The sequence below is a fragment of the Aurantimonas aggregata genome, assembly GCF_010500835.1.
In the GTDB taxonomy this organism is placed as follows: domain Bacteria; phylum Pseudomonadota; class Alphaproteobacteria; order Rhizobiales; family Rhizobiaceae; genus Aurantimonas; species Aurantimonas aggregata.
The window spans coordinates 97725-122677 of sequence record NZ_JAAAMJ010000013.1 but is presented as its reverse complement, the minus strand read 5'-3'; the positions used below and the strand labels follow the sequence as shown (position 1 = coordinate 122677).

23 protein-coding genes and 1 tRNA gene are annotated in these 24953 nt (G+C 66.3%); 10 read left to right on the top strand and 14 right to left on the bottom strand.

Going from position 1 to position 24953, the window contains the following annotated elements:
* Window positions 1-76: 76 nt before the first annotated feature.
* Entirely contained in the window at window positions 77-550 is a 474-nt protein-coding gene (locus tag GTW51_RS24625) for a putative molybdenum carrier protein (protein WP_425483270.1), read from the bottom strand.
* Window positions 551-846: 296 nt separating this feature from the next.
* Between GTW51_RS24625 and crcB the strand changes: the two genes are divergently transcribed.
* The 3 genes from crcB to GTW51_RS16010 are packed head-to-tail and all read left to right on the top strand — an operon-like array spanning window position 847 to window position 2070.
* On the top strand, window positions 847-1257 hold the full coding sequence (crcB, locus tag GTW51_RS16020; protein WP_163045024.1) for a fluoride efflux transporter CrcB: 411 nt from the start codon (window positions 847-849) through the stop codon (window positions 1255-1257).
* Window positions 1254-1742, top strand: a complete 489-nt coding sequence (locus tag GTW51_RS16015; protein ID WP_343034034.1) for a fluoride efflux transporter FluC — start codon at window positions 1254-1256, stop codon at window positions 1740-1742. Before crcB ends, GTW51_RS16015 begins: the two co-directional genes overlap by 4 nt.
* On the top strand, window positions 1729-2070 hold the full coding sequence (locus GTW51_RS16010; protein WP_163045045.1) for a DUF190 domain-containing protein: 342 nt from the start codon (window positions 1729-1731) through the stop codon (window positions 2068-2070). The genes GTW51_RS16015 and GTW51_RS16010 overlap by 14 nt, the downstream gene beginning before the upstream one ends.
* Here GTW51_RS16010 and GTW51_RS16005 read toward each other — a convergent pair.
* A complete protein-coding gene (locus GTW51_RS16005; protein ID WP_163045023.1) occupies window positions 2067-2345 on the bottom strand; it encodes a hypothetical protein in 279 nt (92 codons plus the stop codon). The genes GTW51_RS16010 and GTW51_RS16005 overlap by 4 nt on opposite strands.
* A 316-nt stretch (window positions 2346-2661) precedes the next feature.
* Here GTW51_RS16005 and GTW51_RS16000 point away from each other — a divergent pair, with 316 nt between their 5' ends.
* The gene (locus GTW51_RS16000) at window positions 2662-3735 is read left to right on the top strand and encodes an IS110 family RNA-guided transposase (RefSeq protein ID WP_163045022.1); all 1074 of its coding nucleotides are present in this window, start codon (window positions 2662-2664) and stop codon (window positions 3733-3735) included.
* A 62-nt stretch (window positions 3736-3797) separates the two neighbouring features.
* Here GTW51_RS16000 and glgX read toward each other — a convergent pair whose 3' ends face one another.
* From glgX to pcsA, 3 genes are all read right to left on the bottom strand, one after another.
* The gene (glgX, locus tag GTW51_RS15995; protein ID WP_425483267.1) at window positions 3798-6056 is read right to left on the bottom strand and encodes a glycogen debranching protein GlgX; all 2259 of its coding nucleotides are present in this window, start codon (window positions 6054-6056) and stop codon (window positions 3798-3800) included.
* Between the two features lie 127 nt (window positions 6057-6183).
* Window positions 6184-7158, bottom strand: coding sequence for a quinone oxidoreductase family protein (locus GTW51_RS15990; protein ID WP_163045021.1), 975 nt, complete (start codon window positions 7156-7158; stop codon window positions 6184-6186).
* Window positions 7155-7892 carry a phosphatidylcholine synthase gene (pcsA, locus tag GTW51_RS15985; protein WP_163045043.1) on the bottom strand — a complete coding sequence of 246 codons (738 nt, stop codon included), beginning with the start codon at window positions 7890-7892 and terminating at the stop codon, window positions 7155-7157. Before pcsA ends, GTW51_RS15990 begins: the two co-directional genes overlap by 4 nt.
* Before the next feature lie 149 nt (window positions 7893-8041).
* On the opposite strand from pcsA, the gene GTW51_RS15980 reads away from it, so the two are divergent.
* Window positions 8042-9256, top strand: a complete 1215-nt coding sequence (locus GTW51_RS15980; protein ID WP_343034033.1) for a UbiH/UbiF family hydroxylase — start codon at window positions 8042-8044, stop codon at window positions 9254-9256.
* Here the strand turns inward: GTW51_RS15980 and GTW51_RS15975 are convergent.
* Window positions 9224-10186 carry an AEC family transporter gene (locus GTW51_RS15975; RefSeq protein ID WP_163045019.1) on the bottom strand — a complete coding sequence of 321 codons (963 nt, stop codon included), beginning with the start codon at window positions 10184-10186 and terminating at the stop codon, window positions 9224-9226. The two genes, GTW51_RS15980 and GTW51_RS15975, sit on opposite strands and share 33 nt — an antisense overlap.
* A 124-nt stretch (window positions 10187-10310) precedes the next feature.
* Here GTW51_RS15975 and hspQ point away from each other — a divergent pair, with 124 nt between their 5' ends.
* Window positions 10311-10634 (top strand): heat shock protein HspQ, encoded by a 324-nt coding sequence (gene hspQ, locus GTW51_RS15970; RefSeq protein ID WP_163045018.1) that lies wholly within the window; start codon window positions 10311-10313, stop codon window positions 10632-10634.
* Window positions 10635-10732: 98 nt separating this feature from the next.
* Here hspQ and GTW51_RS15965 read toward each other — a convergent pair whose 3' ends face one another.
* A complete protein-coding gene (locus tag GTW51_RS15965; protein ID WP_163045042.1) occupies window positions 10733-11380 on the bottom strand; it encodes an invasion associated locus B family protein in 648 nt (215 codons plus the stop codon).
* Window positions 11381-11601: 221 nt separating this feature from the next.
* Between GTW51_RS15965 and GTW51_RS15960 the strand changes: the two genes are divergently transcribed.
* On the top strand, window positions 11602-13452 hold the full coding sequence (locus tag GTW51_RS15960) for an extracellular solute-binding protein (protein WP_163045017.1): 1851 nt from the start codon (window positions 11602-11604) through the stop codon (window positions 13450-13452).
* 21 nt (window positions 13453-13473) lie between these two features.
* On the opposite strand, the gene GTW51_RS15955 is transcribed toward GTW51_RS15960, so the two are convergent.
* The 3 genes from GTW51_RS15955 to GTW51_RS15945 form a co-directional block, all read right to left on the bottom strand.
* Complete coding sequence (locus GTW51_RS15955; protein ID WP_163045016.1) at window positions 13474-14229, bottom strand: hypothetical protein; 756 nt, start codon at window positions 14227-14229, stop codon at window positions 13474-13476.
* A 98-nt stretch (window positions 14230-14327) separates the two neighbouring features.
* Window positions 14328-17834: a transcription-repair coupling factor gene (gene mfd / locus GTW51_RS15950; protein ID WP_163045015.1), complete on the bottom strand. Its 3507-nt coding sequence runs from the start codon at window positions 17832-17834 to the stop codon at window positions 14328-14330.
* On the bottom strand, window positions 17831-18127 hold the full coding sequence (locus GTW51_RS15945; protein WP_163045014.1) for an FAD assembly factor SdhE: 297 nt from the start codon (window positions 18125-18127) through the stop codon (window positions 17831-17833). Before GTW51_RS15945 ends, mfd begins: the two co-directional genes overlap by 4 nt.
* A 93-nt stretch (window positions 18128-18220) precedes the next feature.
* Here GTW51_RS15945 and recG point away from each other — a divergent pair, with 93 nt between their 5' ends.
* Window positions 18221-20323, top strand: a complete 2103-nt coding sequence (gene recG / locus GTW51_RS15940) for an ATP-dependent DNA helicase RecG (RefSeq protein ID WP_163045013.1) — start codon at window positions 18221-18223, stop codon at window positions 20321-20323.
* A gap of 25 nt (window positions 20324-20348) precedes the next feature.
* On the opposite strand, the gene GTW51_RS15935 is transcribed toward recG, so the two are convergent.
* Window positions 20349-21047: a DUF502 domain-containing protein gene (locus GTW51_RS15935; protein ID WP_163045012.1), complete on the bottom strand. Its 699-nt coding sequence runs from the start codon at window positions 21045-21047 to the stop codon at window positions 20349-20351.
* A 140-nt stretch (window positions 21048-21187) separates the two neighbouring features.
* Window positions 21188-21928 carry a cytochrome c biogenesis CcdA family protein gene (locus GTW51_RS15930; protein ID WP_163045011.1) on the bottom strand — a complete coding sequence of 247 codons (741 nt, stop codon included), beginning with the start codon at window positions 21926-21928 and terminating at the stop codon, window positions 21188-21190.
* Between the two features lie 190 nt (window positions 21929-22118).
* Between GTW51_RS15930 and GTW51_RS15925 the strand changes: the two genes are divergently transcribed.
* Together GTW51_RS15925 and GTW51_RS15920 are read left to right on the top strand one after the other, a co-directional pair.
* Window positions 22119-22194, top strand: a tRNA-Lys gene (locus GTW51_RS15925).
* A gap of 91 nt (window positions 22195-22285) precedes the next feature.
* Entirely contained in the window at window positions 22286-22600 is a 315-nt protein-coding gene (locus tag GTW51_RS15920; RefSeq protein WP_163045010.1) for a hypothetical protein, read from the top strand.
* 52 nt (window positions 22601-22652) lie between these two features.
* Here the strand turns inward: GTW51_RS15920 and tgt are convergent, their stop codons facing one another.
* A complete protein-coding gene (gene tgt / locus GTW51_RS15915; protein WP_163045009.1) occupies window positions 22653-23783 on the bottom strand; it encodes a tRNA guanosine(34) transglycosylase Tgt in 1131 nt (376 codons plus the stop codon).
* Window positions 23780-24859 (bottom strand): tRNA preQ1(34) S-adenosylmethionine ribosyltransferase-isomerase QueA, encoded by a 1080-nt coding sequence (gene queA, locus GTW51_RS15910; protein WP_163045008.1) that lies wholly within the window; start codon window positions 24857-24859, stop codon window positions 23780-23782. Before queA ends, tgt begins: the two co-directional genes overlap by 4 nt.
* Window positions 24860-24953: the final 94 nt, after the last annotated feature.

The window sequence follows — 24953 nt, the reverse complement described above, 5'->3', positions numbered from 1 at the left end:
GACTGGATCGAGGATTATTGCGAGGTCCACCCGCACTCAGGATTAAAGTTCCGCTCGCCGCGCGAGTTCATCAGGCTCAGTGCCTAAACCCAACCGCCGCTTGTCCGGCGAAATGGGGTGCACTCCATTCTGATGCTCGGGGCCCCGCTACATTCAGAACGATTGGCTTCTGGATTTGTAGCCAATCGCGAATCTCGTTGGCTGCCTCCCTGATCGATACATCTGATTTATCTACATTAACTACGCAGACCGGTTTTGAAAAATTACCCGCAGTTAATATTGTCAGTTCGGTCCCTTTGCTTTTATTAGCTGTGGTTAAAACTAGCGTTGAATCCGAAGACCCAACGTTCAAACGGGTCCTTAATTCAGAGCTCGACTCGTCCGATTCTACTAGGTCGCGATAGCGGACGGAGAGTTCACCATCCTCGGCTAGCCGTCCCTTTGGAACCCAACCCCCAATGGAAATGCCAAGTTCCAGCGCTACGTCGAGCGCAGCGCGATCAACACCAGTCTGGCCACCGCTGACGATCTTATGAACTGCCTGTCGCATCGTCCCTACGATAATACTTCGTGGCATAGCAACATATTCAATACGTATCGGTTTGTCAGTAGGCCCGCGTAGTTTTCCGACGTGTTCTGACTGCATGCCACCCCTATCCGAAGAGTGAGTTACCCTTCTGCTCGGATTAGCAGAATGGGCCTCAAGCGATTTGCGCGGGCCGTGGTCTCAGGAAGTGTGCCCGATGGTTGCTGTGAATGCGTATCCAGCGAGCCGTCCTAATTCGTACAGAAGTCATGCTCTTACAGCGGACGTGAGGAGTTGTCGGTGCCCATCAGGACGGCTGCATGACCGAGCACCTCGGGCTGACGATCGCCCTCGTCGCCGCGGGCAGCGCCGTCGGCGGGATGGCGCGGTTCTTCGTGTCGGGCGCGGTGGCGCGGGCGGTCGGCGAGATCTTTCCCTGGGGGACGATGGTGGTGAACGTCACCGGCGCGTTCGCCATCGGCGTGCTTGCCGTGCTGGCGCGCAGCCAGGCGCCGTTTGCGAATCCGGACGTATGGCTCCTTGCCGTCACCGGGTTTCTCGGCAGCTATACGACGGTGTCGTCGTTCAGCCTTCTGACACTCGCTCTGGCCCGCACGGGCGACACGCGGCGGGCCGTCGCTAATGTCGTCCTGTCGCTGGGGCTCTGCCTTTCGGCCGTGGCGATCGGCATGCTGCTCGCGTCCACCTTCACGGCGGCGGTGCCCTCGTGAGCAGGGACAATTCCGCGCTTCCTTGGTGGCTTGGCGCTGGCGACAGTTTCGGGCTCTACGGCCTCGTCGCGCTCGGCGCGGCGATCGGTGGCGTCGGGCGGATGCTGGTCTCGCTGGCCCTCGCCGGCCCCGGCTTTCCGTGGGGAACGCTCGTCGCCAACGTCGTGGGATCCTTCGTCATCGGCTTCTTCGCGACGCTGAGCGAGCCCGGCGGCCGGCTGATGGCGAGCCCCGGGGTCCGGCAGTTCGTCATCGCCGGCCTGTGCGGCGGCTTCACGACCTTCTCGGTGTTCAGCCTCGAAAGCGTGCGGTTCCTCGCCGCGGGGCACTATCTGATGGCGGGCACCTATGTCGGCGTATCGGTAGTGACCTGGCTTGTCGCCGTCTGGCTGGGCTTCGTCATCGCCTCGCGGCTCAACGACATCGGCGGATTGGGCGCCCTGAAGCAGGAACTGGAGAATTCGGATGGCGATGGACATACCTGAACAGGCACGCATCCTGCGCATCTTCATCGGCGAAAGCGACAAGAGCGATGGCCGTCCGCTCTACGAGGCCATCGTCTTGAAGGCGCGGGAGATGCATCTGGCGGGTGCCACCGTCCTGCGCGGCGCCATCGGCTTCGGCCATTCCAGCCGCCTGCACACGATGAACATGCTGCGACTGTCGGACGATCTGCCCCTGGTCGTCGAGATCGTCGATGGCGAAGCCGCCATCGACGCGTTCCTGCCGTTGCTGGATCAGCTGATGACGGGCGGGCTCGTCACCGTCGAGACCGTCGAGGTCCGCCGGTACGGGCCGAGCAAGCAGGATTAGTCGACGGGGAAGAAGCGTGGGCCGACGAGGCGGATGCCTTCGGCCGTGCGGCGGATCACGACCGGCGCCGCCGTCGGGGCGGATGCCGCTTCGACCATCGCGGGGCGCGGGGTCGGCACCGGCACGAAGTCCGAATAGTCGCTCGTCCGCAGCGCGCTCGTGTCGAGCGATGCCATCTCGTACAGGGCGTTGCCGCCCTGGTCCTGGGCCGAAGCAGTGGTCGACAGGAAACCGGCGGCGGCCACGAGGGCGCCCGCGATGACGGTGAATTTCATGTTATTTTTCCGCGTCTTGTCTGGTCTGCCGGAATAATGGCGGAAAGGTGAAATCGTTCCGGCGCGAACACAAAAAGGCCGCCGTCATTGCGACGGCGGCCAATGTGTCTCGACTGTGAGATTATCCGGGCAGCTTGAAGGGCCTGGCCCCTGCTTACGATTGACCTCGTGTCATGGCGTTGATCTGCCGGTCCTCCAGGCTGCACCCGGCACCGCTTCGATGCGTGACTTCATAGGAGCCTGAGGGACCGCCATCCCGTCACAGTCCTGTCCCGTCAAGCGCAGCGTCGGGTTCACCACCGTCTGGAGGACCGACATGCATCAAGCTACCACATCCGACGCGATCATCATCGGCGTTGACACGCACAAGGACATTCATGTCGCCGTCGCGATCACCGGGCTCGGAGCGCGCCTAGGCACCCTTTCGGTTCCAGCGACAGCGGCAGGTTACCGTCAGCTCATTCGCTGGGCTGACGCCTACGGTTCCGTTCAAGCCTTCGGCATCGAGGGCACCGGTTCCTATGGTGCAGGACTGAGCCGGGCGCTCGCCTCGCAGGGGTGCCACGTCATCGAGGTCGATCGTCCGAACCGCCGGCTCCGGCGCCAGCGCGGCAAGAGCGACACGATCGATGCCGAGGCCGCCGCCCGCGCCGTTCTGGCGGACGAGGCCAACACGTCTCCGAAGTCCGGGAATGGGAACGTCGAGATGATCCGGCATCTGAAGATCGCCCGCGACACCGCGCTGAAGGCGCGCACCCAAGCAATGGTTACGCTCAAGACCCTTATCGTCAATGCGCCCCAGCCACTGCGCGAGGAGTTCATCACCATGACCGGCCCGATGACGCTGATCCGGGCGTTGGCGGCCTTGCGTCCCGGTCCCATCACCTCGACGACGGCCTCGGCCAAGACGGTGCTGCGCATGCTGGCTCGGCGCTGGCTCGCCCTCGACGCCGAAATCCGCGAACTCGATGATGCGCTCGAGAGGCTGGTCCGTCGCCAAGCACCGGACCTGATGGCGGCGCCCGGCATCGCCACCGGCACGATCGCGGAAATGCTGATTGTTCTCGGCGACAATCCCGAGCGGATACGATCGGAGGCCGCCTTCGCCAAGCTCTGCGGCGTCTGTCCCATCCCGGCATCCAGCGGCAAGACCACACGCCACCGCCTCAACCGCGGCGGCAACCGGCGAGCCAACGCGGCGCTGCATCGCGTGGCCGTTGTCCGCATGCGCTCCCATCCCGAAACCAAGCTCTACGTCCAGCGTCGAATGGCGGAGGGGAAGTCGCCGCGAGAGATCAGACGTTGCCTCAAGCGCTATATCGCACGGGAAATCTTCAACAGCCTCTGCAAGCCGAAATTGCGGCCCAAAACTGTATCAAATCCCTCTTGACCAACATAGGAGCATCAACGCTGGCGTCATAGGCCGGGTTGTCCGTCATGTGCTGGCCGATCCTAGATCGGCAGGCGGTCACCCGCTGCCCGGGCCAAGGCTTCCGACACATAGGCGAAGGAACGCGCCGCATCGGGGCTCGCATCCTCTCCATCTTCCGGCTCCAGCATGAAGATGAGGAACGACCGTCCGGTCGCCATGTACTCAGTGTCGAACTCGAACGGCACCAGCTCTTCGCGATCCGGCAGGTTGGTGTCGATGACGCAGCGCCACCGCAGCCCGCCATTGGCCTGAGGGAGCGTGAAGTTCACCACGTCGTCATGGGCGTTCATGACGATGAGCATGGTGGCGTCGGTACCCTTCCGCCGAATGCCGGTCGACTGGGCACGGCCGTCCAGCAGCACGCCGAAGCAGCGCGCCCCGGTGTCGTCCCAGTTCTCCTGCTCGAACTCGGTGCCGGCCGGGGTGATCCAGGCGACGTCCTTGACGCCCAATTCCTCGTCGAACGTCCCGTGCAGGAACTTGCCCCGGCGCAGCATCGGCAGGGACTGGCGGAGCATGATCAGCTTCTGGACGAACTTCGCCAGGTTGCGGCTTTCGCCGGTCACATGCCAGTCGATCCAGCCGATCTCGTTGTCCTGGGCATAGGCGTTGTTGTTGCCGCCTTGTGTGCGGGCGAACTCGTCGCCGGCCAGGATCATCGGCGTGCCGCGCGAGAACAGCAGCGTGGCAAACAGGTTGCGCAGCTGGCGGTAGCGGGTGTCGTTGATCTCCGCGTCGTCGGTCGGCCCCTCGGCGCCATAGTTGTAGGACAGGTTGTGCGAGTGGCCGTCGCGATTGTCCTCGCCGTTGGCCTCGTTGTGCTTGTCGTTGTAGCTGACGAGGTCGTTGAGCGTGAAGCCGTCATGGGCGGTGATGAAGTTCACCGAAGCCCACGGCTTGCGGCCGCGCTGGTCGAAGATGTCGGCCGAGGCCGAGATCTTGTTCGCCACCGCGGGCACCTGGCCCTCGTCGCCGCGCCAATAAGAGCGGACGATGTCGCGATAGCCGTCGTTCCATTCCGCCCAGCCTGGCGGGAAGCGGCCGACCTGGTAGCCGCCCGGCCCGCAATCCCACGGCTCGGCGATCATCTTGATCTCGCTGAGCAGCGGATCCTGCTGGCAGGCATGCAGGAAGCTCGACTCTTCCGAGAAGCCCGACGGTTCGCGGGCGAGGATCGTCGCCAGATCGAAGCGGAAGCCGTCGACCCGCATCTCGCCGGCCCAGTAGCGCAGGCTGTCGGTGACCATCTGCATGACGCGCGGATGGCTGGTGTTCACCGTGTTTCCGGTGCCGGTATCGTTGATGTAGTAGCGCTTCTGGTCGGGCAGCAGCCGGTAGTAGGTGGCGTTGTCGATGCCCTTGAAGGACAGGGTCGGGCCGTTCTCGTTGCCTTCGGCCGTGTGGTTGTAGACGACGTCGAGAATGACCTCGAGGCCGGCATGGTGGAAGGCCGACACCATTTCCTTGAACTCGTTGACGAACGGGCCGGCGAGATAGCGCGGATCCGGCGCGAAGAAGCCGAGCGAGTTGTAGCCCCAGTAGTTCCGAAGGCCCTTTTCGACCAGATAGCTGTCGTCGACGAAGGCGTGGATCGGCAGCAGCTCGACGGAGGTGACCCCGAGGCTGCGGATATAGTCGACGATCTCGCGGTTCATCAGCCCGGAGAACTTGCCGCGATCGGCTTCGGCGACGGCGGGATGGCGCTGGGTGAAACCCTTGACGTGGGTTTCGTAGAAGATCGTCCGTTCCCAGGAAACCCGCGGACGGCGCTCGTCGCCCCAGGTGAAGGCGGAGTCCACGACACGGCATTTAGGGACGAAGGCGGCGCTGTCGCGCTCGTCGTAGGAGAGGTCGCCGTCAGCGTGGCCGATCGTGTAGCCGAACAGCGCGTCGTCCCATTTGACCGCCCCCAGATGCTGCTTGGCGTAAGGGTCGAGAAGCAGCTTGTTGGGATTGAAGCGGTGACCGGCATCGGGCTCGTAGGGTCCGTGCACCCGGTAGCCGTAGACCATGCCCGGGCGCGCCTCGGGCAGGTAGCCGTGGAACACCTCGTTGGTGTATTCCGGCAGCTCGATCCGCTCGAGCTCGGACTTGCCCTCGGCGTCGAAGATGCAGAGTTCGACCTTGGTGGCATTGGCGGAGAAGATCGCGAAATTGACGCCGAGCCCATCCCAGGTGGCGCCGAGCGGATAGGGGCGGCCCTCCTGGACGCGCGAGCGGCGAAGCCCGGGCCGGGGCAGATTGCTCTGGGTCGTGTTGGGCGTAATGTGGATCGTCACGTGCGGGCTCGCGTGTGGAGGAGGTTATGTCGCAACAAGTCGCCAGCGGCCTCGCACGTTCCGCGACTGCGAACAGAAAGGATGTTAGGCGTGGGGCGATCCAGATGTCGGACCGCCGACGCCCAACTCAGACAGTCAGAACACTGGCGCCCACGGTGCGCCGGGCATCGAGATCGCGGTGCGCTTCGGCCGCCTCGGACAACGGGTAGGTCTGGCCGATGGTGATTTTCACCGCGCCCGATCCGACGATGTCGAAGACCGCCTTCGCGGACGCGTCCAGCTCGGCCGTCGTGCCGTTGTAGCTGTAGATACTGGGTCTGGTCGCGAAGAGCGAGCCCTTCTGGTTGAGCAGGCTGATCTCGAAGGCCGGCGCCTTGCCGGACGAATGGCCGAACGAGGCCCATAGGCCTCGCTTCCGCAGGCAATCGAGACTGCCGGGAAACGTGTCCTTCCCGACGGCGTCGTACACGACGTCGCATTTGCGTCCGTCGGTAATCTCCGCAACGCGGGCGACGAAATCGTCCTCGCGATAGTTGATGACGTGGTCGTAGCCGTTGGCCAGCGCCAGTTCGCATTTCTCTGCCGATCCGGCCGTGCCGATGACCGTCGCGCCGAGATGTTTCGCCCACTGGCCGGCGATGAGGCCGACACCGCCGGCGGCGGCATGGAACAGCAGCACCGTCTCCGGGCCCACCGGATAGGTCCGCCGCAGGAGATATTCGGCGGTCATGCCCTTCAGCATGATCGAGGCCGCGGTGGCGTCGTCGATCGTATCGGGAACGGCAACGGCGAGGTCGGCGGCGATGACGATCCGCTCCGCGTAACTGCCGTCGGCGCCGATATAGGCGACCCGGTCGCCGGGCTGGAAACGCTCGACTCCCTCCCCGACCTCGGCGACGATACCGACGCCTTCCTTGCCGAGCACGAAGGGCATTTTCGCGGACGGATAGACGCCCGTCCGGTAATAGACGTCGATGAAGTTGATGCCGGCCGCGGCCTGATCGACGAGGATCTGGCCTCTTCCAGGCCGGCCGGGATCATGATCCTCCCATTTGAGGACCTCGGGACCGCCAGTCTCGTGGATGAAGATAGCCTTGCTCATGCCTTGCCTCTACGTCTCGAGGCGACACGTGCGCTCACCAGAGCCTGCACGACGCCGCCGATCACGAAAAGATAGAGGCTGGTGGCTATCAATCCGACCTTCACCCAGGTCGGTGATGCGAAGTTGTAATACAGGGAGATGACGCCGAGGATCGACCACAGCGCCACTACCGTCATGTTCAGCGGACGCAGGCGGCGCACCCGGACGGGGTGGACGAAGTTTACCGGCGCGAAGGTCGCCGCGGAACAGACCACGACGGTGGCGAATACGATCCAACCGGTTAGCTCTGTCGCGAACAACACGAAGACGACCATGTTCCAGCAGACCGGGAAGCCGCGGAAGAAATTGTCCTTCGTCTTCATCCGCAGGTCGGCGTAGTAGACCGCGCTGGAGATGACGATCAGCGCCGCGGCGACGAACGACCAGGGCTCGCCGATCTTGTCCGACAGATAGAGCGCCACGGCCGGGATCATGCAGAAGGTCGCGTAGTCGATGATCGAATCGAGCAGGTCGCCCGACCAGTTGGGCAGCACCCGTTTGATGTCGATCTTGCGCGCGATCGGCCCGTCGATGCCGTCAATGAACAGAGCCGCGCCGAGCCAGACGAACATCGCCACCCAACGCTGTTCGGCGGCTGCGATCAGCGCCATGAACGCTAGGAAGGCGCCACTGGCCGTCAGCAGATGCACGGCGAAGGCGCGCCATTTGTCGAAGGAAGTGACCGGTTCTGACATGAAGCCCCAGGTGCTGTGCCGCATTCCGCCGCACGCGACGCATGGGCATTGCCATCCGCTGTAATGGTCGTATGTGCGTTTTCCAAGCGAAACGAGCATGGCTGTCTCGGTGTTGCAATCGCGGCGCCCTGCATTGCGAAGGAGTGAGCGTGTCCAGCAAGCGCAGGGAAATCGTGGTGGTAGGCGGTGGCCTCGCCGGAACGGCGACGGCGATCGGCTTCGCTGCGGCCGGTTTCGATACGGTGCTGATCGCTATGGAAGCAGCGCCGGACCGGCGCAGCACTGCGCTGATTGGCCGCTCGGTGGCGTTTCTCGACGAGATCGGCCTGATGGAGGAACTCGGCAGCGCGGCCGAGCCGCTGGCCGTCATGCGGCTCATCGACGACACAGGACGTCTGCTGCGTGCGCCGACCGTCGAGTTCGATGCCGCCGAGATCGGGCTTGATGCCTTCGGCTACAATGTCCTGAACGCCGATCTTCATGCTGCGCTCCAGCGCCGGGCTGCGAAGCTCGACCGGCTCGAGATCGTCGAGGACCGTGCCGTCGGCCTGTCGACCACGACGGACCATGCACTCGTCGAGCTGGCCGACGGCGGGCATTACGCCGCCGATCTCGTCGTGGCGGCCGACGGTCGCGGCTCGCCGATGCGGGAGACCGCCGGGATCACCGTGCGCAAATGGACTTATCCGCAAAGCGCGATCGTCCTCAACTTCGACCACGCGCTGCCGCACCGCTCTGTCTCGACGGAGTTCCACACGCGGAGCGGACCGTTCACGCAGGTTCCCCTGCCCGGCCGCCGCTCGTCGCTCGTCTGGGTCGAGGAGCCGCGCCTTGCCGACCTCTATGTCGATCTGCGCGCCGATCGCCTGGCGGAGATTGTCGAGGAAAAACTGCATTCCATCTTTGGTGCGGTGACCATCGAGATGCCGATCCAGCGGTTCCCATTGTCCGGTGCGTCCGTCGCGCGCCTCACCGGCGAGCGGCTTGCCCTTGTCGGCGAAGCCGGTCACGCCTTTCCGCCGATCGGTGCCCAGGGCCTCAATCTCGGCCTGCGAGACTGCGAGGCGATCATCAGCGTCGCCCAGGACAACCGGGATGATCCCGGCCGGGCGTCGGCGCTGCGGCGCTACGAAGCGATGCGGCGCGGGGACGTGCGCTCGCGCACGCTCGGCGTCGATCTCCTCAACCGCTCGCTGCTGGCTGATTTCCTGCCGGTCCAGTTCGCACGCACCGCCGGGCTGGCGGCGCTGGAAGCGATCCCCTTCCTGCGCCACTTCGCCATGCGCGAAGGCGTGGCGCCGGGCTCGGGCTTCGTCGGCCTGCCCCGCGCCCTACGGGAACGGGTCGGCCGGGACCGCCCCTGAGGCGATCAGGTAGAGCAGCAGCGTCACCGTCCCGACGGACAGGACGGTGGTGACAAGGACGCTGGCGGACGCCCGCTCGACCCAGACGCCGTACTGCTGGGCGATCACGAAGACGTTGGTGGCAGTCGGCAGGCTGGCGAGCAGCATCGCGCTTTGCACCCAGATCGGGTCGAAGCTGCCGAACGCGCCCAGCATAAGCCACACGGCGATTGGGTGCGCCACCAGCTTCAGTGGGACGATGAACGACAGTTCCGGCGGTACGCGCTTCAGCGGACGGAGCGCCAGCGTCACGCCCATCGCGAAGAGCGCGCAGGGCGCCGCCGCGTTGGCCAGCAGCTGCAGGAAGCGGTCGACGGGGTCCGGCAGGACGACATGGAAGATCGCCGCGGTCACGCCGACGATCGTGGCGATGATGAAGGGATGCGTGAATATCCGCAGGAGGACACCGCCGGCGATCTGCAGCGCCGTGCCGCGGCGGTCGCCGCCGAGCGCCATCATCAGCGGCGCCATGACGAAATGCAGCGTGTTGTCGAAGCAGAAGATCAGCGCTACCGGCACGGCCGCTTCCGGCCCGATGGCGACGAGGGCCAACCCCGGTCCCATGTAGCCGATATTGCCGTAGGCGCTGGCCAGGCCCTGCACCGTCGCTGCCGGAATGTCGCCGCGGCTGCGAGCCATTGCCAGGGCGAAACCAAGGGCGAAGATCACGAATGTCGCGAGGGTCGTCGCCGTGACGAACGCAGGGCTCGCCAGTTTTTCGACGGGAGTCTTCGCCAGGAGCTGGAAGAACAGCGCCGGAAGGGCGATGTAGATGATGAAGACATTGAGCCAGGCCAGCCCGTCGACCGGGTGCCGGACGATCCGGCCGGCCCCGAAGCCGAGCGCGATGAGCCCGAAGAACGGCGAGATCAGCCCGACAATGGCGATCAAGCAGGCAGCCCGGAGTGGCTTGGGGGATTCATGGCGATGGGCTTCGACGGATGCGACGACGGCGCGCTTGCTTTGCCGCTGCCGGATTGGCTAGTTGCCGTCGCTTAAGGGAGTCAGGAGAGCGATGCAAACCGCCCGCTTCTATATCGGCCAGGTCGTCCGGCACCGGATGTATCCGTTTCGCGGCGTGATCTTCGACGTCGATCCGGAATTCGGCAACACCGAGGAATGGTACCAGGCCATCCCGGAAGACGTGCGACCGCGCAAGGAACAGCCGTTCTACCACCTGCTCGCGGAAAACGCCGAGAGCGAATACGTTGCCTATGTCTCCGAGCAGAACCTCGTGCCCGACGACAGTCGCGAGCCGATCCGCCACCCGCAGGTAGGCGAACTGTTCGACGGTCCGGTCGACGGCGCCTACCGGCTCAAGGGCGCCCATCGCAACTGACTGCGGCCGCGATCGCGACGACCTGTGCCTTGAAATGCGAACGGCGGCTTTCGCCGCCGTTCCGATCTTGGGTTGTACCGTCGCCGGGCCGCAGATTGTTACTGCGCAGGCGTCTCGGGTGCTGCCTTGGCGGCGTTCTGCGCATCCTCGAACTTCTTCCGACGTTCCTCGGCCTGCTTCTGCAGGGCCTCGTTCAGCTCCTGCTGGCGCTGCGCCAGCTCGGGCTGGGCCGTCGGCGGGCCGTCATAGGCGCCAGTGAAGCCGGAAAGGGTGATCGGGATCGGATTGGCCTGACGCTGGAAGTTGATCGAGGTCACCGTCAGCTGACCGCCAGCCTTCATCGAGGCGACCAGCGCGTCGGTGAGCTCTGCCTCGGCGATGCAGCGGTCGGGGAAACAGACCGAGTAGTTCAGCGTGACCGGCGCATTGGTGTCGATCTTCAGCTGGACCCCGGCAGGGATCACCCGACCCGTGGGTACGACGGCCTGGATCACCTGCTGGTTCACGGCGCCCTTGACGTTGATCAGGTTGACCGCCGTGATCAGCTGCCGGGTGTCGGCGACCATCGTGTACTGGGTATTGCAGATCTCGTTCTCGCCCTGGTTCGAGCAGACCTTGAACCATTCCGCGGGGACAGGTTCGCCACTCGGCTGTGCGGCGGGCTGCCCGGCCGGGGCGCCCTGGGCACTCGCGCCGGAAACGCTGAAGCCGAATGTCGCGAGGCCGACGAGCGCAGCAGCGAGCATCGAGGTGGAAGCGTTGATCAGACGGTGCGTCACAGGAGTCAGACCCTCTCGGCGTGAATCGGAATGGAAATCGTGCGTTCCTTAGCGAGCCTCGACGTCATGCGCAAATAAGGCCGTTTGAAGGCTCCGAACCTGCCCCCAGACTGACCCAAGGCGGTAGGCAAGACAAGGGTTTGCGGGTAGAATCGCGATCAGACGAAACCGCGGAGACGACCAGCAGCATGCAGCTATTCCCGATCACCGGGCGAGCCTATTCTCGTCTTCTCCCGCTGCTTTTCGCCACCATGCTGGCAATGCCGTCCGGGCTTGTAGCCGCCGAGCCGATGCACGCACTTGCGATGCAGGGCGAGCCCGCCCTGCCCGCCGATTTCGACCACTTCCCCTATGTCCAGCCGGATGCGCCGCAAGGCGGAACGATGCGCTACGGCGTCTTCGGGACGTTCGACAATCTCAACCCCGTGATCGTCCGCGGCGCGATGACGACGGCGCGCGGCATCTGGTTCGACAAGGAGTTCGGCAATCTCGTCTTCGAGCCGCTGATGCAGCGCTCCGCCGACGAGCCCTTCACGATGTACGGGATGCTGGCCGAGACGGTCGAGACCGACGACGAGCGCAGCTTCGTCGAGTTCCAGCTCAATCCCAAGGCGACCTTCTCGGACGGCGAGCCGGTGCGGCCGGAGGACGTGCTGTTCACGGTCGAGATGCTGCGCGAGCACGGCCGCCCGATGTATGCCAACTGGCTACGGCCGGCGACGACGATCGAGAAGGTCGGCGAACACGGCGTCCGCTTCACCTTCGACGATACGGCCGATCGCGAGACGCCGCTGCTGATCTCTGGCCTGCCGGTGCTGCCCGAGCACGCCTTCGACCGCGACACGTTCGAGCAGACGACGCTGCAGCCGGTGATCGGGTCGGGTCCCTACCGCATCGGCCGCGTCGAGGCCGGCCAGCGGATCACCTATGAGAAGAACCCGGACTACTGGGGCAAGGACCTCGCGGTAAAGCGCGGCTTCGACAATTACGACACGATCACCATCGAATATTACCGGGACTCCAACGCCCAGTTCGAGGCGTTCAAGAAGGGGCTTTCCTACGTCTATCCGGAAGGCGACCCGAACCACTGGCGGACGGCATTCGACTTTCCGGCCGTGACCAAGGGCGACGTCATCCTCGAGACTTTCACCTCGGGCGCGCCTGCGACCATGCTCGGCTTCGTCTTCAACACCCGCCGGCCGATCTTCGAGGACCGGGCGGTACGCAAGGCGCTGTCGCAGTTGTTCGATTTCGAATGGGCCAATCGCAATCTCTATTACGGAGCCTACGACCGCACGGCGAGCTTCTTCCAGAACTCCGAACTCTCCAGCTTCGGGATTCCGGCCTCGGACGAGGAGAAGGCGCTGCTGGCTAAGATCGACGCCGACGTCGATCCGGCGGTGCTTGACGGCACCTATGCGCCGACGGTTAGCGACGGCAGCGGCAGCGACCGAACGGTCCTGCAAGCGGCGGTAAAAGCGCTCCAGGAGGCCGGCTACAGCTTCCAAGGCCGCTCGATGGTCGGGCCCGACGGGGAGCCGCTCGCCTTCGAGATCCTCGTGCAGTCGCCCGAGCAGCAGCGGATGGGCCTCGCCTTCAAGCGCACGCTCGACCGCGTCGGCGTCAACGCCACGGTGCGGCAGGTCGACGACGCCCAGTACCAGGCCCGGCGTTCGGATTTCGACTACGACATGATCATCGCGAGCTATACGGCATCGCTGTCGCCGGGCGCCGAGCAGGTCTATCGCTGGGGCTCGATCTCGCGCGACGCCAACGGCTCGTTCAACTTCGCCGGCGTCGCCGACCCGGCGCTCGACGCCCTGATCGACGACATCGTCACGGCCCGATCGCGCGAAGCGTTCGTCACGGCGGTACGCGCCTATGACCGGGTACTGATATCCGGCGCCTATGTCGTGCCGCTGTTCCATCTGCCCGAACAGTGGCTGGCGCGATGGAAGTTCATCGGCCGGCCGTCGATGACGCCGCTTTACGGCTACCAGCTGCCGGCCTTCTGGCATGAGCCCGCCAGCGTGAACTGACCGCAAGCCGCGGCCGCAGCATCAGTCAGTCGGCGCGGACGGGCCTCCGTCCGAATCGACTGAGGCGGCCGCGGGATTTGCCCCCGCGGGATCAGTGGAGGGCGTGTCGACGGACGGCACAACCGTCAACGGCGGCCCTTCTACCTCGGGCACCTGCGGGGGCCGCACCGGCCCAAAGGGCGCGACGACCTCGCTGACCGGTACGGCGAGGTGCATCGGCAGGAGCCGGCCAACCTTGTCCGAGAGGCCGATGATCGTCTTCGACAGGAACCGCCCGATGCGGCCCTCGGGCGCGCAGACGAGACTCGCGAGGCTGCCGTCGCCAGCCCTTTCGCCGGTACAGACGACCGTGTCCGACAGGCGCAGGGCCTCAGGCTTGAGACCGAGGAATTCAAGAACCGCGCCATTGCTGCTTGGCTGGCAGGCCATCTCGAAGTCGAGGCGGACCCGTTCCGGCGTCGAGGCGAAGCGCGCCACCTTGTGACGACTCTGGTCCCAGCGCAGGTTCGTGTCGATCGGTATGAAGCTCGGGATCGGCATGCCTACCAGACCAGACACGACACGCAGGTCGAAGGTCAGCGGCGTGCAAATCCCGGCCTCGTTCAGCCGGCTCTCGATGGTGCCCAGCGCGATCGGGTCGGCATCCACCATACCGACCGGATCGCTCTCCTGAGCAATCGTCGGAGTGGCGGCGGCGACGCCGGCCAGGAGGGCTGCCCCGAGCAGGGAGACATGGGGCGGCATCGAGCCGGTTCGAAAGGCGAGGCGGTAGAACATGCCCCGCCTTGAACGTCATCGGCACGGCGAAATTATGGGCCTCCGCCGCTGGCGCCGCAAGGTGTAACCCAGAGCGGCCGTCCCTCGGATAGCCGCTCTCAGGCGGCCTTCTTCTCCGCCTCGCCCGCGAAGCGCGCCAGCTGCGTGGCGATCGTCGCGGCACCGTTGAGCCGCTTCTCCGGTGTCGACCAGTCGCGGATCAATACGATCGACTGGTCCGGACGGATCTTCGCGGCGGCCCCCTGCTCCGAGATGTAGCGGACCAGCGCGCCGGGATTGGCGAAGTTCTTCTCGCGGAAGCTGACGACGAGGCCCTTTGGCCCGGCATCGAGCTTCTCGATATTCGCCTTGCGGCAGAGCGCCTTGATGAAGACCACCTTGAGCAGATGGTCGACCTCGGTCGGTAGCGGACCGAAACGGTCGATAAGCTCGGCGCCGAAGGCGTCGATCTCCCGGGCGTCGCCGAGATCGGCGAGCCGGCGATAGAGCGTCATCCGCAGCTGCAGGTCCGGGACGAAGCTTTCCGGGATCATCACCGAGGTGCCGAGCGCGATCTGCGGCGACCACTGGCCGTCGCTCTCGCTCTCGACGCCCTTCATCTCGGCCACCGCCTCCTCCAGCATCTGCTGGTAGAGCTCGAAGCCGACCTCCTTGACGTGGCCGGACTGCTCGTCGCCGAGCAGGTTGCCGGCGCCGCGCTGGTCGAGATCGTGGCTCGCCAGCTGGAAGCCGGCACCGAGCGTGTCGAGCGACTGCAGGACCTTCAGGCGGCGGTCGGCGCCCTTGGTCGGGGTCTTGTTCGCGGGGATCGTCAACAGCGCATAGGCTCGCAGCTTGGAGCGGCCGACGCGGCCGCGCAACTGGTAGAGCTGCGCCAGGCCGAACATGTCGGCGCGATGCACGATCATCGTGTTGGCCGAGGGAATGTCGAGACCGGATTCCACGATCGTGGTCGAGAGCAAGACGTCGTACTGGCCCTCGTAGAAGGCGTTCATGACGTCGTCGAGTTCGCCCGCCGGCATCTGGCCGTGGGCGACGGCGACCTTCAGTTCCGGCACCTCGCGGTCGAGGAATTCCTTGATCCCCGCGAGATCCGACAGGCGCGGGCAGACATAGAAGCTCTGCCCGCCGCGATAGCGCTCGCGCAGCAGCGTCTCGCGCACCACCAGCGGGTCGAACGGGCTGACGAAGGTTCGCACCGCCATCCGGTCGACCGGCGCGGTGGTGATTAGCGACAGCTCGCGGACACCGGTGAGCGCCAGCTGCAACGTCCGCGGGATCGGCGTCGCCGACAGGGTCAGGACGTGCACGTCGGATTTCAGCTCCTTCAGCCGCTCCTTGTGCTTGACGCCGAAATGCTGCTCCTCGTCGATCACCAGCAGGCCGAGGTTCTTGAAGTTGACACCCTTGCCGAGCAGCGCATGGGTGCCGACGACGATGTCGATCGTGCCGTCGGCGGCGCCCTTCTTGGTCTCGGCCAGCTGCTTGGTGGTCACCAGCCGGGATGCCTGCGCGACATTGAGCGGCAGGCCGCGGAAGCGCTCGCTGAAGGTCTTGAAGTGCTGGCGTGCGAGCAGCGTCGTCGGCACGACGATTGCGACCTGCAGGCCGTGCATCGCGGCGATGAAGGCAGCGCGCAGCGCCACCTCGGTCTTGCCGAAGCCGACGTCGCCGCAGATCAGCCTGTCCATCGGGCGGCCGAGCGACAGATCGTCGACGACGGCGTCGATCGCCGCCATCTGGTCCTCGGTTTCCTCGTAGGGGAAGCGCGCGGCAAACTCGTCCCAGAGCCCGTCCGGCGGCAGCAGCTTCGGCGCCCCGCGCGTCGCGCGTTCGGCGGCGAGCCGGATCAGCCCCGCCGCCATGTCGAGCAGGCGCTTCTTTAGCTTGGCCTTGCGGGCCTGCCAGTTGCCGCCGCCGAGCTTGTCGAGCATCGCCTCGGAGCCCTCGCCGCCGTAGCGCGACAGGAGCTCGATGTTCTCGACCGGCAGGAACAGCCGGTCGTCGCCGGCATAGCGCAGTTCGAGGCAATCATGCGGCGCGCCCGCCGCCTCGATCGTCTTGAGCCCGACGAAGCGCCCGATACCGTGGTCGACGTGGACGACGATGTCGCCTTCGTCGAGGCCGGTCACTTCGGAGATGAAGTTCGAGGCGCGCTTCTTGCGGCCGCGCCGCACCAGCCGGTCGCCGAGAATGTCCTGTTCGCCGACCACCGCGAGATCCGGCGTCTCGAAACCCGACTCGATCCCGAGAACGGCGGCAAGAACGAGATTCTTCGGCGCCTCGTTGACCTTCTTCAGGCTGTCGACGGGCTTCAGCCCTTCGAGGCCGTGCTCCTCGACGACCTGGGCGAGGCGCTCGCGCGAGCCTTCCGTCCAGGCAGCCAGGACGACGCGTTTACCGTCCGCCCGCAGCTTGCCGATATGTTTCACCGCCGCCTCGAAGACGTTGGTGTCGCCGCTGGTGCGCTCGGTCGAGAAATTGCGGCCGCGGGTGATGTCGAGATTGTGGACGTCGAGGTTCGGCGCGTCCGGCACGCGATAGGCCGACAGCCGGACCGGATCGGCGATCGCTAGACCCGCCGCCATCTCGTCCGCGGTCAGATACAGTTCCCCCGGTTCGACCGGATGATACGGCACCGATTCGCCGCTGACCTGGCCGGCGCCTTCCTTGCGGGCCTGGTAGTGGTCCTCGATCGTCGTCCGGCGCTCGCCGACCGCTTCCGCCACCAGATGGTCGAGGACCATCGGGAAGCCGTCGCAATAGTCGAAGAGCGTGTCCAGCCGCTCGTAGAACAGCGGCAGCCAGTGCTCCATGCCGGAGAAGCGCTTGCCCTCGCTGATCGAGGCATAGAGTGCGTCGCCGCGCATCGGCGCGCCGAAGCGCCGGACATAGCCGGTGCGGAACCGGCTGATCGTGTCCTCGCGGAGCGTGATCTCGGAGACCGGCGCCAGCTCGAAATTGCGCAGCTGCCGCGTCGTGCGCTGGGTGGCGGGGTCGAAGGCGCGAATCGTCTCCAGCGTGTCGCCGAAGAAGTCGAGCCGAACCGGCTCCTCCTCGCCGGGCGCGAACAGGTCGAGGATGCCGCCGCGCACGGCGAACTCGCCGCGCTCGCGCACCGTGGCAACGCGCTCAAAACCGCCGCGCTGCAGCGTACGGACGATGTCCTCCATCGCCACCCGGCCGCCGACATTGGCGACGATGGTCTCCTCGGCGAGGACGCTGGCCGGCGGCATCTTCTGCAGGAGCGCATTGGCGGTCGTCAGGATCAGCGCCCGGTGCGGATCGCGCCTGAGGGCCGCGAGCGCCGCCATCGCCGAGAGCCGGCGCGCCGCCGCATCCGAAGACGGGCCGACACGGTCATAGGGCAGGCAGTCCCAGGCCGGCAGCGTCAGCACCGGCAGCTCGGGCGCGACGAAGCGCAGCGCGTCTTCCAGCTCGCCGATCCGGTTGCCGTCGCGCATGACGAAGACGACGGGCTTCTTGGCCCCGCGCAGCCGCGCGATATCGGCGAGCAGGAACGCCTCGTAGCCCTCGAGGACGTTGCCGATCTCGAGGCCCGCGCCGCGCTCCAGCGCCTTCTTCAGCTTCGGGGAGATGCTCATCCCTGCTCCTCCCAGGCGCCGCCATGGAAGTCGCGAACGCGGCGGAAGATCGGCGTGTCGTATTCGGCGGGTGTTTCCACCTCGCCGGTCATCCACTGGAACAGGTCGCGGTCGATCGCTTCCATCAGATGTTCGTACTCCCCGAGCTCGGCGTCGGTAAGGCGGTCGATCTCGGAATCGGCGAAGCGGCCGAGCACCAGGTCCATCTCGCGGGTGCCCCGGTGCCAGGACCGGAAAAGCGCCTTGCGACGACGGACATCGAGATCGCTCGAGGAGCGCTGCATACCAGTCATGACGATCCTGTGGTGTGAATGCCGCCTCTATATAGGGAGCCTTCGGCACTGTCAGCCTTGCCTTCGGCCGGAACGCGGCTAAACCTCGCGCCGATGCGCCCCTCGATCCTCGATCCGCTGTTCGCCGCCGTCACCACGCTCGATGGCGTCGGGCCGAAAGTCGCGACGCAATTCCAGACGCTGCTCGCCGGTGCCGGCGAGACGGTCCGGGTCCGCGACCTTTTGTTTCACCTGCCGAGCGGGCTGATCGACCGGCGCAAGCGCGCCGAGATCGCGCTGGCGCCGGAAGGCTCGATCGTCACGCTGACCGTCCGCGTCGACCGCCACCAGGCACCGGGGCGGGCGCAGCGCTCGGTGCCCTACAAGGTCTTCGCCCAGGACGAGACCGGCGAGATCGCCCTCACCTACTTTCGCGGCCAGTCCGGCTGGCTGGAGAAGCTGCTGCCGGTCGGCGAGACGATGATCGTCTCGGGCCGGGTCGAATGGTTCAACGGCCGGCCCTCGATGGTGCATCCGGACTTCGTCGCCCCTTTGGCCGAGGCCGAGACGCTGACGCTGGTCGAGCCGGTCTATCCGATGACCGCCGGCCTCTCGCCGAAGATTCTGCGCAAGGCCATCACCCAGGCGCTGGAGCGGCTCCCGGAACTCGGCGAGTGGATCGATCCCGGCGTCATGCGCCGCGAGAGCTTTGCCGCGTTCGGTGCCTCGCTGCGCGGCCTGCACGATCCGGCGGACGCGATCGATCTGGCGCCGGAGGGTCCGGGCTACCGCCGGCTCGCCTATGACGAGTTCCTTGCCAGCCAGCTGGCGCTGGCCCTGTCGCGCCAGCGGATGAAGGCCAGTCGTGGCCGCGCCATGCCGGGCACGGGGGAATCGTCACGCCGCGTCGTTGCCGCCCTGCCCTTCACCCTCACCGACGGCCAGGACCAGGCGGTCGCGGAGATCCGCGCCGACATGGCGTCGGGCGAGCGGATGCTGCGGCTGCTGCAGGGCGATGTCGGTGCCGGCAAGACCGTCGTCGCGCTCATGGCGATGGCGACGGCGGCGGAATCCGGCGCCCAGTCGGTGCTGCTCGCGCCGACCGAAATCCTGGCGCGCCAGCACCATGACGGCCTGTCGCGGCTCTGCGAGGTGGCGGGGTTCAGCCTGACGCTGCTCACCGGCCGCGACACCGGGCGGACCCGCGCCGAGAAGCTCGACGCCATCGCTACGGGCCGGACGCAGATCGTCGTCGGGACCCACGCCGTTTTCCAGGAGGCCGTCGCCTATCATGATCTCGGTCTCGTCGTCGTCGACGAACAGCATCGCTTCGGCGTCCACCAGCGGCTCAGCCTGACCCGCAAGGGCGCCTCGCCCGACCTCCTGGTGATGACGGCGACGCCGATCCCGCGGACGCTGGTGCTCGCCGCCTTCGGCGACATGGACGTGTCGCGCCTGACCGGCAAGCCGGCCGGCCGCAAGCCGATCACCACCGTCGCCGTGCCGATGGAGCGGCTGGACGAGATCATCGCGCGGGCCGGCAAGGCCATGGAGGCCGGCGAGCGGCTCTATTGGGTCTGCCCGCTGGTCGAGGAATCGGAGAAGAGCGACCTGATGGCCGCCGAGGAGCGGTTCCGGCAGCTGAGCCAGCTCTTCGGCTCCGCGGTCGGCCTCGTCCACGGCCGTATGTCCGGGGAGGAAAAGGACCGCGCGATGGCCGACTTCAAGGCTGGCCGGACGAAGCTGGTGGTCGCGACGACCGTCATCGAGGTCGGCGTCGACGTGCCGGACGCGACGATCATCGTCATCGAGCATGCCGAGCGCTTCGGCCTGTCCCAGTTGCACCAGCTGCGCGGCCGGGTCGGGCGCGGCGCCAAGCCCTCTTCCTGCGTGCTGCTCTATCGCGCCCCCCTGGGCGAGACGGCGGCGGCGCGGCTTGCGGTGATGCGCGACACCGAGGACGGCTTCCGCATCGCCGAGGAGGACCTAAAGCTGCGCGGCGAAGGCGATTTGCTCGGCACCCAGCAATCCGGCGCGCCGTTCTTCCGCATCGCCCGGATGGAGCACCATGCCGATTTGATGGAGGTCGCCCGCGACGATGCGCGGCTGGTGCTGGCGACCGACCCTGAGCTGACGACGCCGCGCGGCGAGTGCCTCCGCGCGCTGCTCTATCTGTTCGGCAAGGACGAAGCGGTGCGGCTGCTGCGCTCCGGCTGACCGCCGGGGGCGCATGGCGCGCCGGTCAGTCGACCGGTTCAGGCCTTTCCCGTGCCCGCAGCCGCTCCGAAACCAGGCGCGACGCCTGCTGCGGTGACAGCGGTCCGGCCGGATCGTCCTCCGGCGAGACGAGGCCCGCCGAGATCACCAGCTTCAGCGCCGCCTCGATGCTCATGTCGAGGATGCGCACGTCCTCGCGGGGCACGAAGAGCAGGAAGCCGGAGGTCGGGTTGGGCGTCGGCGGCAGGAACACCGCCAGCATCTCGTCGCCCTGGTCGGACAGCACCTGGGCGATCTCGCCGCGCGCCGTCGTCGCCACGAAGACCAGGCACCACAGGCCCGGCCGTGGATATTCGATCAGCGCCGCCGTCTTGAAGGACGAGGACCGGTCGGCCAGCACCGTCTCGAAGATCTGCTTCAGCGCCGTATAGACCGACCGCACCAGAGGCATGCGGCCGAGGACGTTCTCGCTGCCGCCGATGATCGCCCGGCCGATGAAATTGGCGGTGAGGAAGCCGATCAGCGTGATCAGCACCAGCGCGACGACGAGGCCGAAGCCCGGCAGCGCGAAAGGCAGATAGGTGTCCGGCGTGTACTGGGCGGGAATGTAGGGTTTCACCCAGCCATCCACCCAGCCCATGAAGGACCAGGTGATCCAGGCGGTGATCGCCAGCGGGGCGCAGACGATGAACCCGGTCAGAAAGTAATTACGCAGCCGCGCCATCGCTCAGGAGACCTCCGGCGTCGCCGCGCCTGGCACGAACCGGGCGGCATCCGCGTGAAGAATCATCACCGCCGGCGGTGTCATTTGCAAGAACGTTCTTCGCGCCTGCGAAACAGGCGATGCGCTGGCGGTGGCCGCTCTCAGCCAATCGTCTGCAGGGCCGGGAAGGTCTCGAGCAGCCAGAAGGACATCGCCTGCATGCCGCCGGTCAGGAACAGGATGCCGGTGACGACGAGCAGCCCTCCCATCGCCTTCTCGACCGTGCCGAGATGCGCCCGGAAGCCGCTGAGCCAGCGCAGGAAGGCGCCGGAGAACGCCGCCGCCAGGATGAACGGAATGCCGAGCCCGGCCGAATAGAAGCCGAGCATCAGCGCCCCCTCGCCCACCGTCGCCTGCGTGCCCGCCAGACCGAGGATCGCCCCCAAAACCGGCCCGATGCAAGGCGTCCAGCCGAAGGCGAAAGCGAGCCCCATGAGATAGGCGCCACCAATGCTGTGCGGCCGGTCCGGCGCGCGCATCCGTATTTCGCGCGACAGGAAGGTGAGCCGGAACACGCCGAGGAAGTTCAGCCCCATGACGATGATCGCCAGACCCGCGATGATCCCCAGCCAGTCGAGATTTTGCCGCAGCATCTGGCCGATCGAACTGGCGCCGGCGCCGAGCATGACGAACACGGTCGAGAAGCCAAGGACGAAGCTGACGGCTGTGGCGAGCAGCCGCGTATGCGGCGCCGTGCCGGCAACCTGGCCGCTGCGCAGGTCCTCCGCCGACACGCCGGCCATGTAGCAGAGATAGGGCGGCACCAGCGGCAGCACGCAGGGCGACAGGAACGACAGCGCACCGGCGAAGACCGCGGTCGGATAGGAGAGGTCTGAGAGCAAGCGGCTCGCCTTCGGCTGGATCGCGTTGCGCCGCCGCAGGGTGGGCGGATCGCGCCGGGTTCTAGACCGCGCGTTGCTCTCGGGCAAATCGCAATCGCGTCACGGGATGCGGCGGAATTTCCGGTTGACCGCCAAAGGGCCGCTACCTATGGTCCGCCGCGTCTCCGCCGGTGATGTTCACGGGCGGTGCGAGCGCGTAGCTCAGTTGGTAGAGCAACGGACTTTTAATCTGTAGGTCCAGGGTTCGAGTCCCTGCGCGCTCACCAAATTTTACCTGCGCGGCCCGGAGACATAGGCAACAGTTTGTACCTCTGAGTTTGTCACCAGTCGTGCATCTGGCCACATGATCGCCGACAAATGTCCTCGGCAGCTTTAACCCCCTCCGACACGCGCAGCCTGCGAAAGCTTGCCGAAGCGCGCGCCGACCTCCATCTCTCTGGCATGGACCATCATCTGAACGAACCCGCCGCCAAGGCGGCAGTCGATGCCGTCGAGACCAGCGCCGCGGCCCTGACCGAAGCGCTCGGCCGTGCGGCCGAGCTCGGCATTCCCATGGAAATAGAGATACTCCCGCCGGACCACTCCACCGGACGACGTGAGATCGTCGCGCGGATCGTGCGATCCGAGACGGGGCGTCGGCCCGAGGATCTCAATTCTTCCAACGACGACTGAGCGTCTCGAACCTTGGGTCGAGCTGATCGCATGCCCCGGACGCTGTGACCGCCTACAGCGGCGAGATGTCGCCCCGTGCCCAGTCTTCCTCGGTTTGCGCGGCAAAAGCCTCGAACTGGCCGCCTTCGATGGCAGCGCGGATGCCGGCCATCAGCGACTGGTAGTAGGCGAGATTGTTCCAGGTCAGCAGCATCGAGGCGAGCGCCTCGTTGGCGCGCACGAGATGGTGCAGATAGGCCCGCGAATAATCGCGCGAGGCCGGGCAGTCCGATGTCTCGTCGAGCGGGCGGCTGTCCTCGGCGTGGCGGGCGTTCTTCAGATTGACCTTGCCGAAGCGGGTGAACGCGAGCCCGTGGCGGCCGGAGCGCGTCGGCATCACGCAGTCGAACATGTCGATACCACGCGCCACCGAGCGCAGGATGTCCTGCGGCGTGCCGACCCCCATCAGATAACGTGGCTTTTTCGTCGGCAGCACCGGCAGCGTCTCGTCGAGCGTCGCCAGCATCACCGCCTGCGGCTCCCCCACCGCCAGGCCGCCGACGGCATAGCCCTTGAGGTCCATCGCCGCGAGACGCTCGGCCGACCGAATGCGCAGGTCGATCAGATCGCCGCCCTGGACGATGCCGAACATCGCCTTGCCGGGCTGGTCGCCGAAGGCCACGGCGCAGCGCTCGGCCCACCGCAGGGACATCTCCATGGCGCGCTCGATCTCGGCGCGCTCGGCCGGCAGTCGAATGCATTCGTCGAGCTGCATCTGGATGTCGCTGTCCAGCAGGCCCTGGATTTCGATCGAGCGTTCCGGGGTCAGCGCGTGCTCGGAGCCGTCGAGATGCGAGCGGAACTTCACGCCCTTCTCGTCGAGCTTGCGCAGCGCCGCCAGCGACATGACCTGGAAGCCGCCAGAATCGGTGAGGATCGGATGCGGCCAACGGGCAAATTCGTGCAGGCCCCCGAGCCGCGCGACGCGCTCGGCACCCGGCCGCAGCATCAGGTGATAGACATTGCCGAGAATGATGTCCGAGCCGAGGTCGCGGACCTGGTCGAGATACATCGCCTTGACCGTGCCGGCGGTACCGACCGGCATGAAGGCCGGGGTGCGCACGTTGCCGCGCGGCATGGTGATCTCGCCGCGACGGGCAAGGCCGTCGGTCGCCGTCAGCTGGAACTGGAAGTGCTGGCTCATGTGCCCGTCCGATCGAGAAGGCAGGCATCCCCGTAGGAATAGAAGCGATAGTTGCCGGCAATCGCATGGGCATAGGCCGCCTGCATCGTCTCCAGCCCCGAGAAGGCCGACACCAGCATGAACAGCGTCGAGCGCGGCAGGTGGAAGTTCGTCATCAGCCGGTCGACGGCCTTGAAGCGGTAGCCGGGGGTGATGAAGATCTCCGTCGATCCGGAAAACGGCGCGATGCTGCCGTCGTCGGCTGCGGCGCTCTCGAGCAGCCGCAGCGAGGTGGTGCCGACGGCGACGATTCTTCGGCCGGCGCGCTTCGCCTCGGTCAGGCGAGCGGCGGTCGCGGCGTCGATGTGGCCGGTCTCGGCATGCATGCGGTGGTCCTGCGTGTCGTCGGCCTTCATCGGCAGGAAGGTGCCGGCGCCGACATGCAGCGTCAGGAACTCCGTCACGACGCCGCGTTCCGCCAGGCGCTCCATCAGCGACGGGGTGAAATGCAGCCCCGCCGTCGGCGCCGCGACGGCGCCTGCCTCGCGCGAATAGATGGTCTGGTAGTCGCGCCGGTCGTCGTCGTCGACCGGTCGGCGCGTGGCGATGTAGGGCGGCAGCGGGATCGAGCCGACGGTGGCGATCGCCTCGTCGAGCGCGGCGCCGTGGAAGGCAAAGGCGAACGTCACCTCGCCGGCCTCGCCCTTTTCCTGAACGACGGCGTCGAGCGTGCCGAGGAGGCAGACGCTCCCCTCATTGCCGAAGCGGACCGTGTCGCCCGGCTGCAGCTTGCGGGCGCCGCGCACGAAGGCCTTCCAAGTCGCGCCATCGAGCCGCTGGTGCAGCGTGACGCCGACGGACGGCTCCTCGGTGCCGCGGCCGATGCGGCGGCCTTCAAGCTGCGCGGGAATTACCTTGGTGTCGTTAAAGACCAGCACGTCGCCCGGTTCGAGTAGCGACGGCAGGTCGTCGACCGTGCGGTCGGCCAGCCCCCCGTCTGTCGACACCGTGAGCAGCCGGGCGCTCTCGCGCGGCGTTGCCGGGCGAAGGGCGATCAGTTCGTCGGGAAGCTGGAAATCGAATTGGTCGACGCGCATCGCGGCAGTCCATGGATGGTAAAATCCCGGGGCCCTTGCGGACCCCGGGATCGATTCAGCGAAGCCAAGGCAGGGAGATGCCGGCTACTGCCGG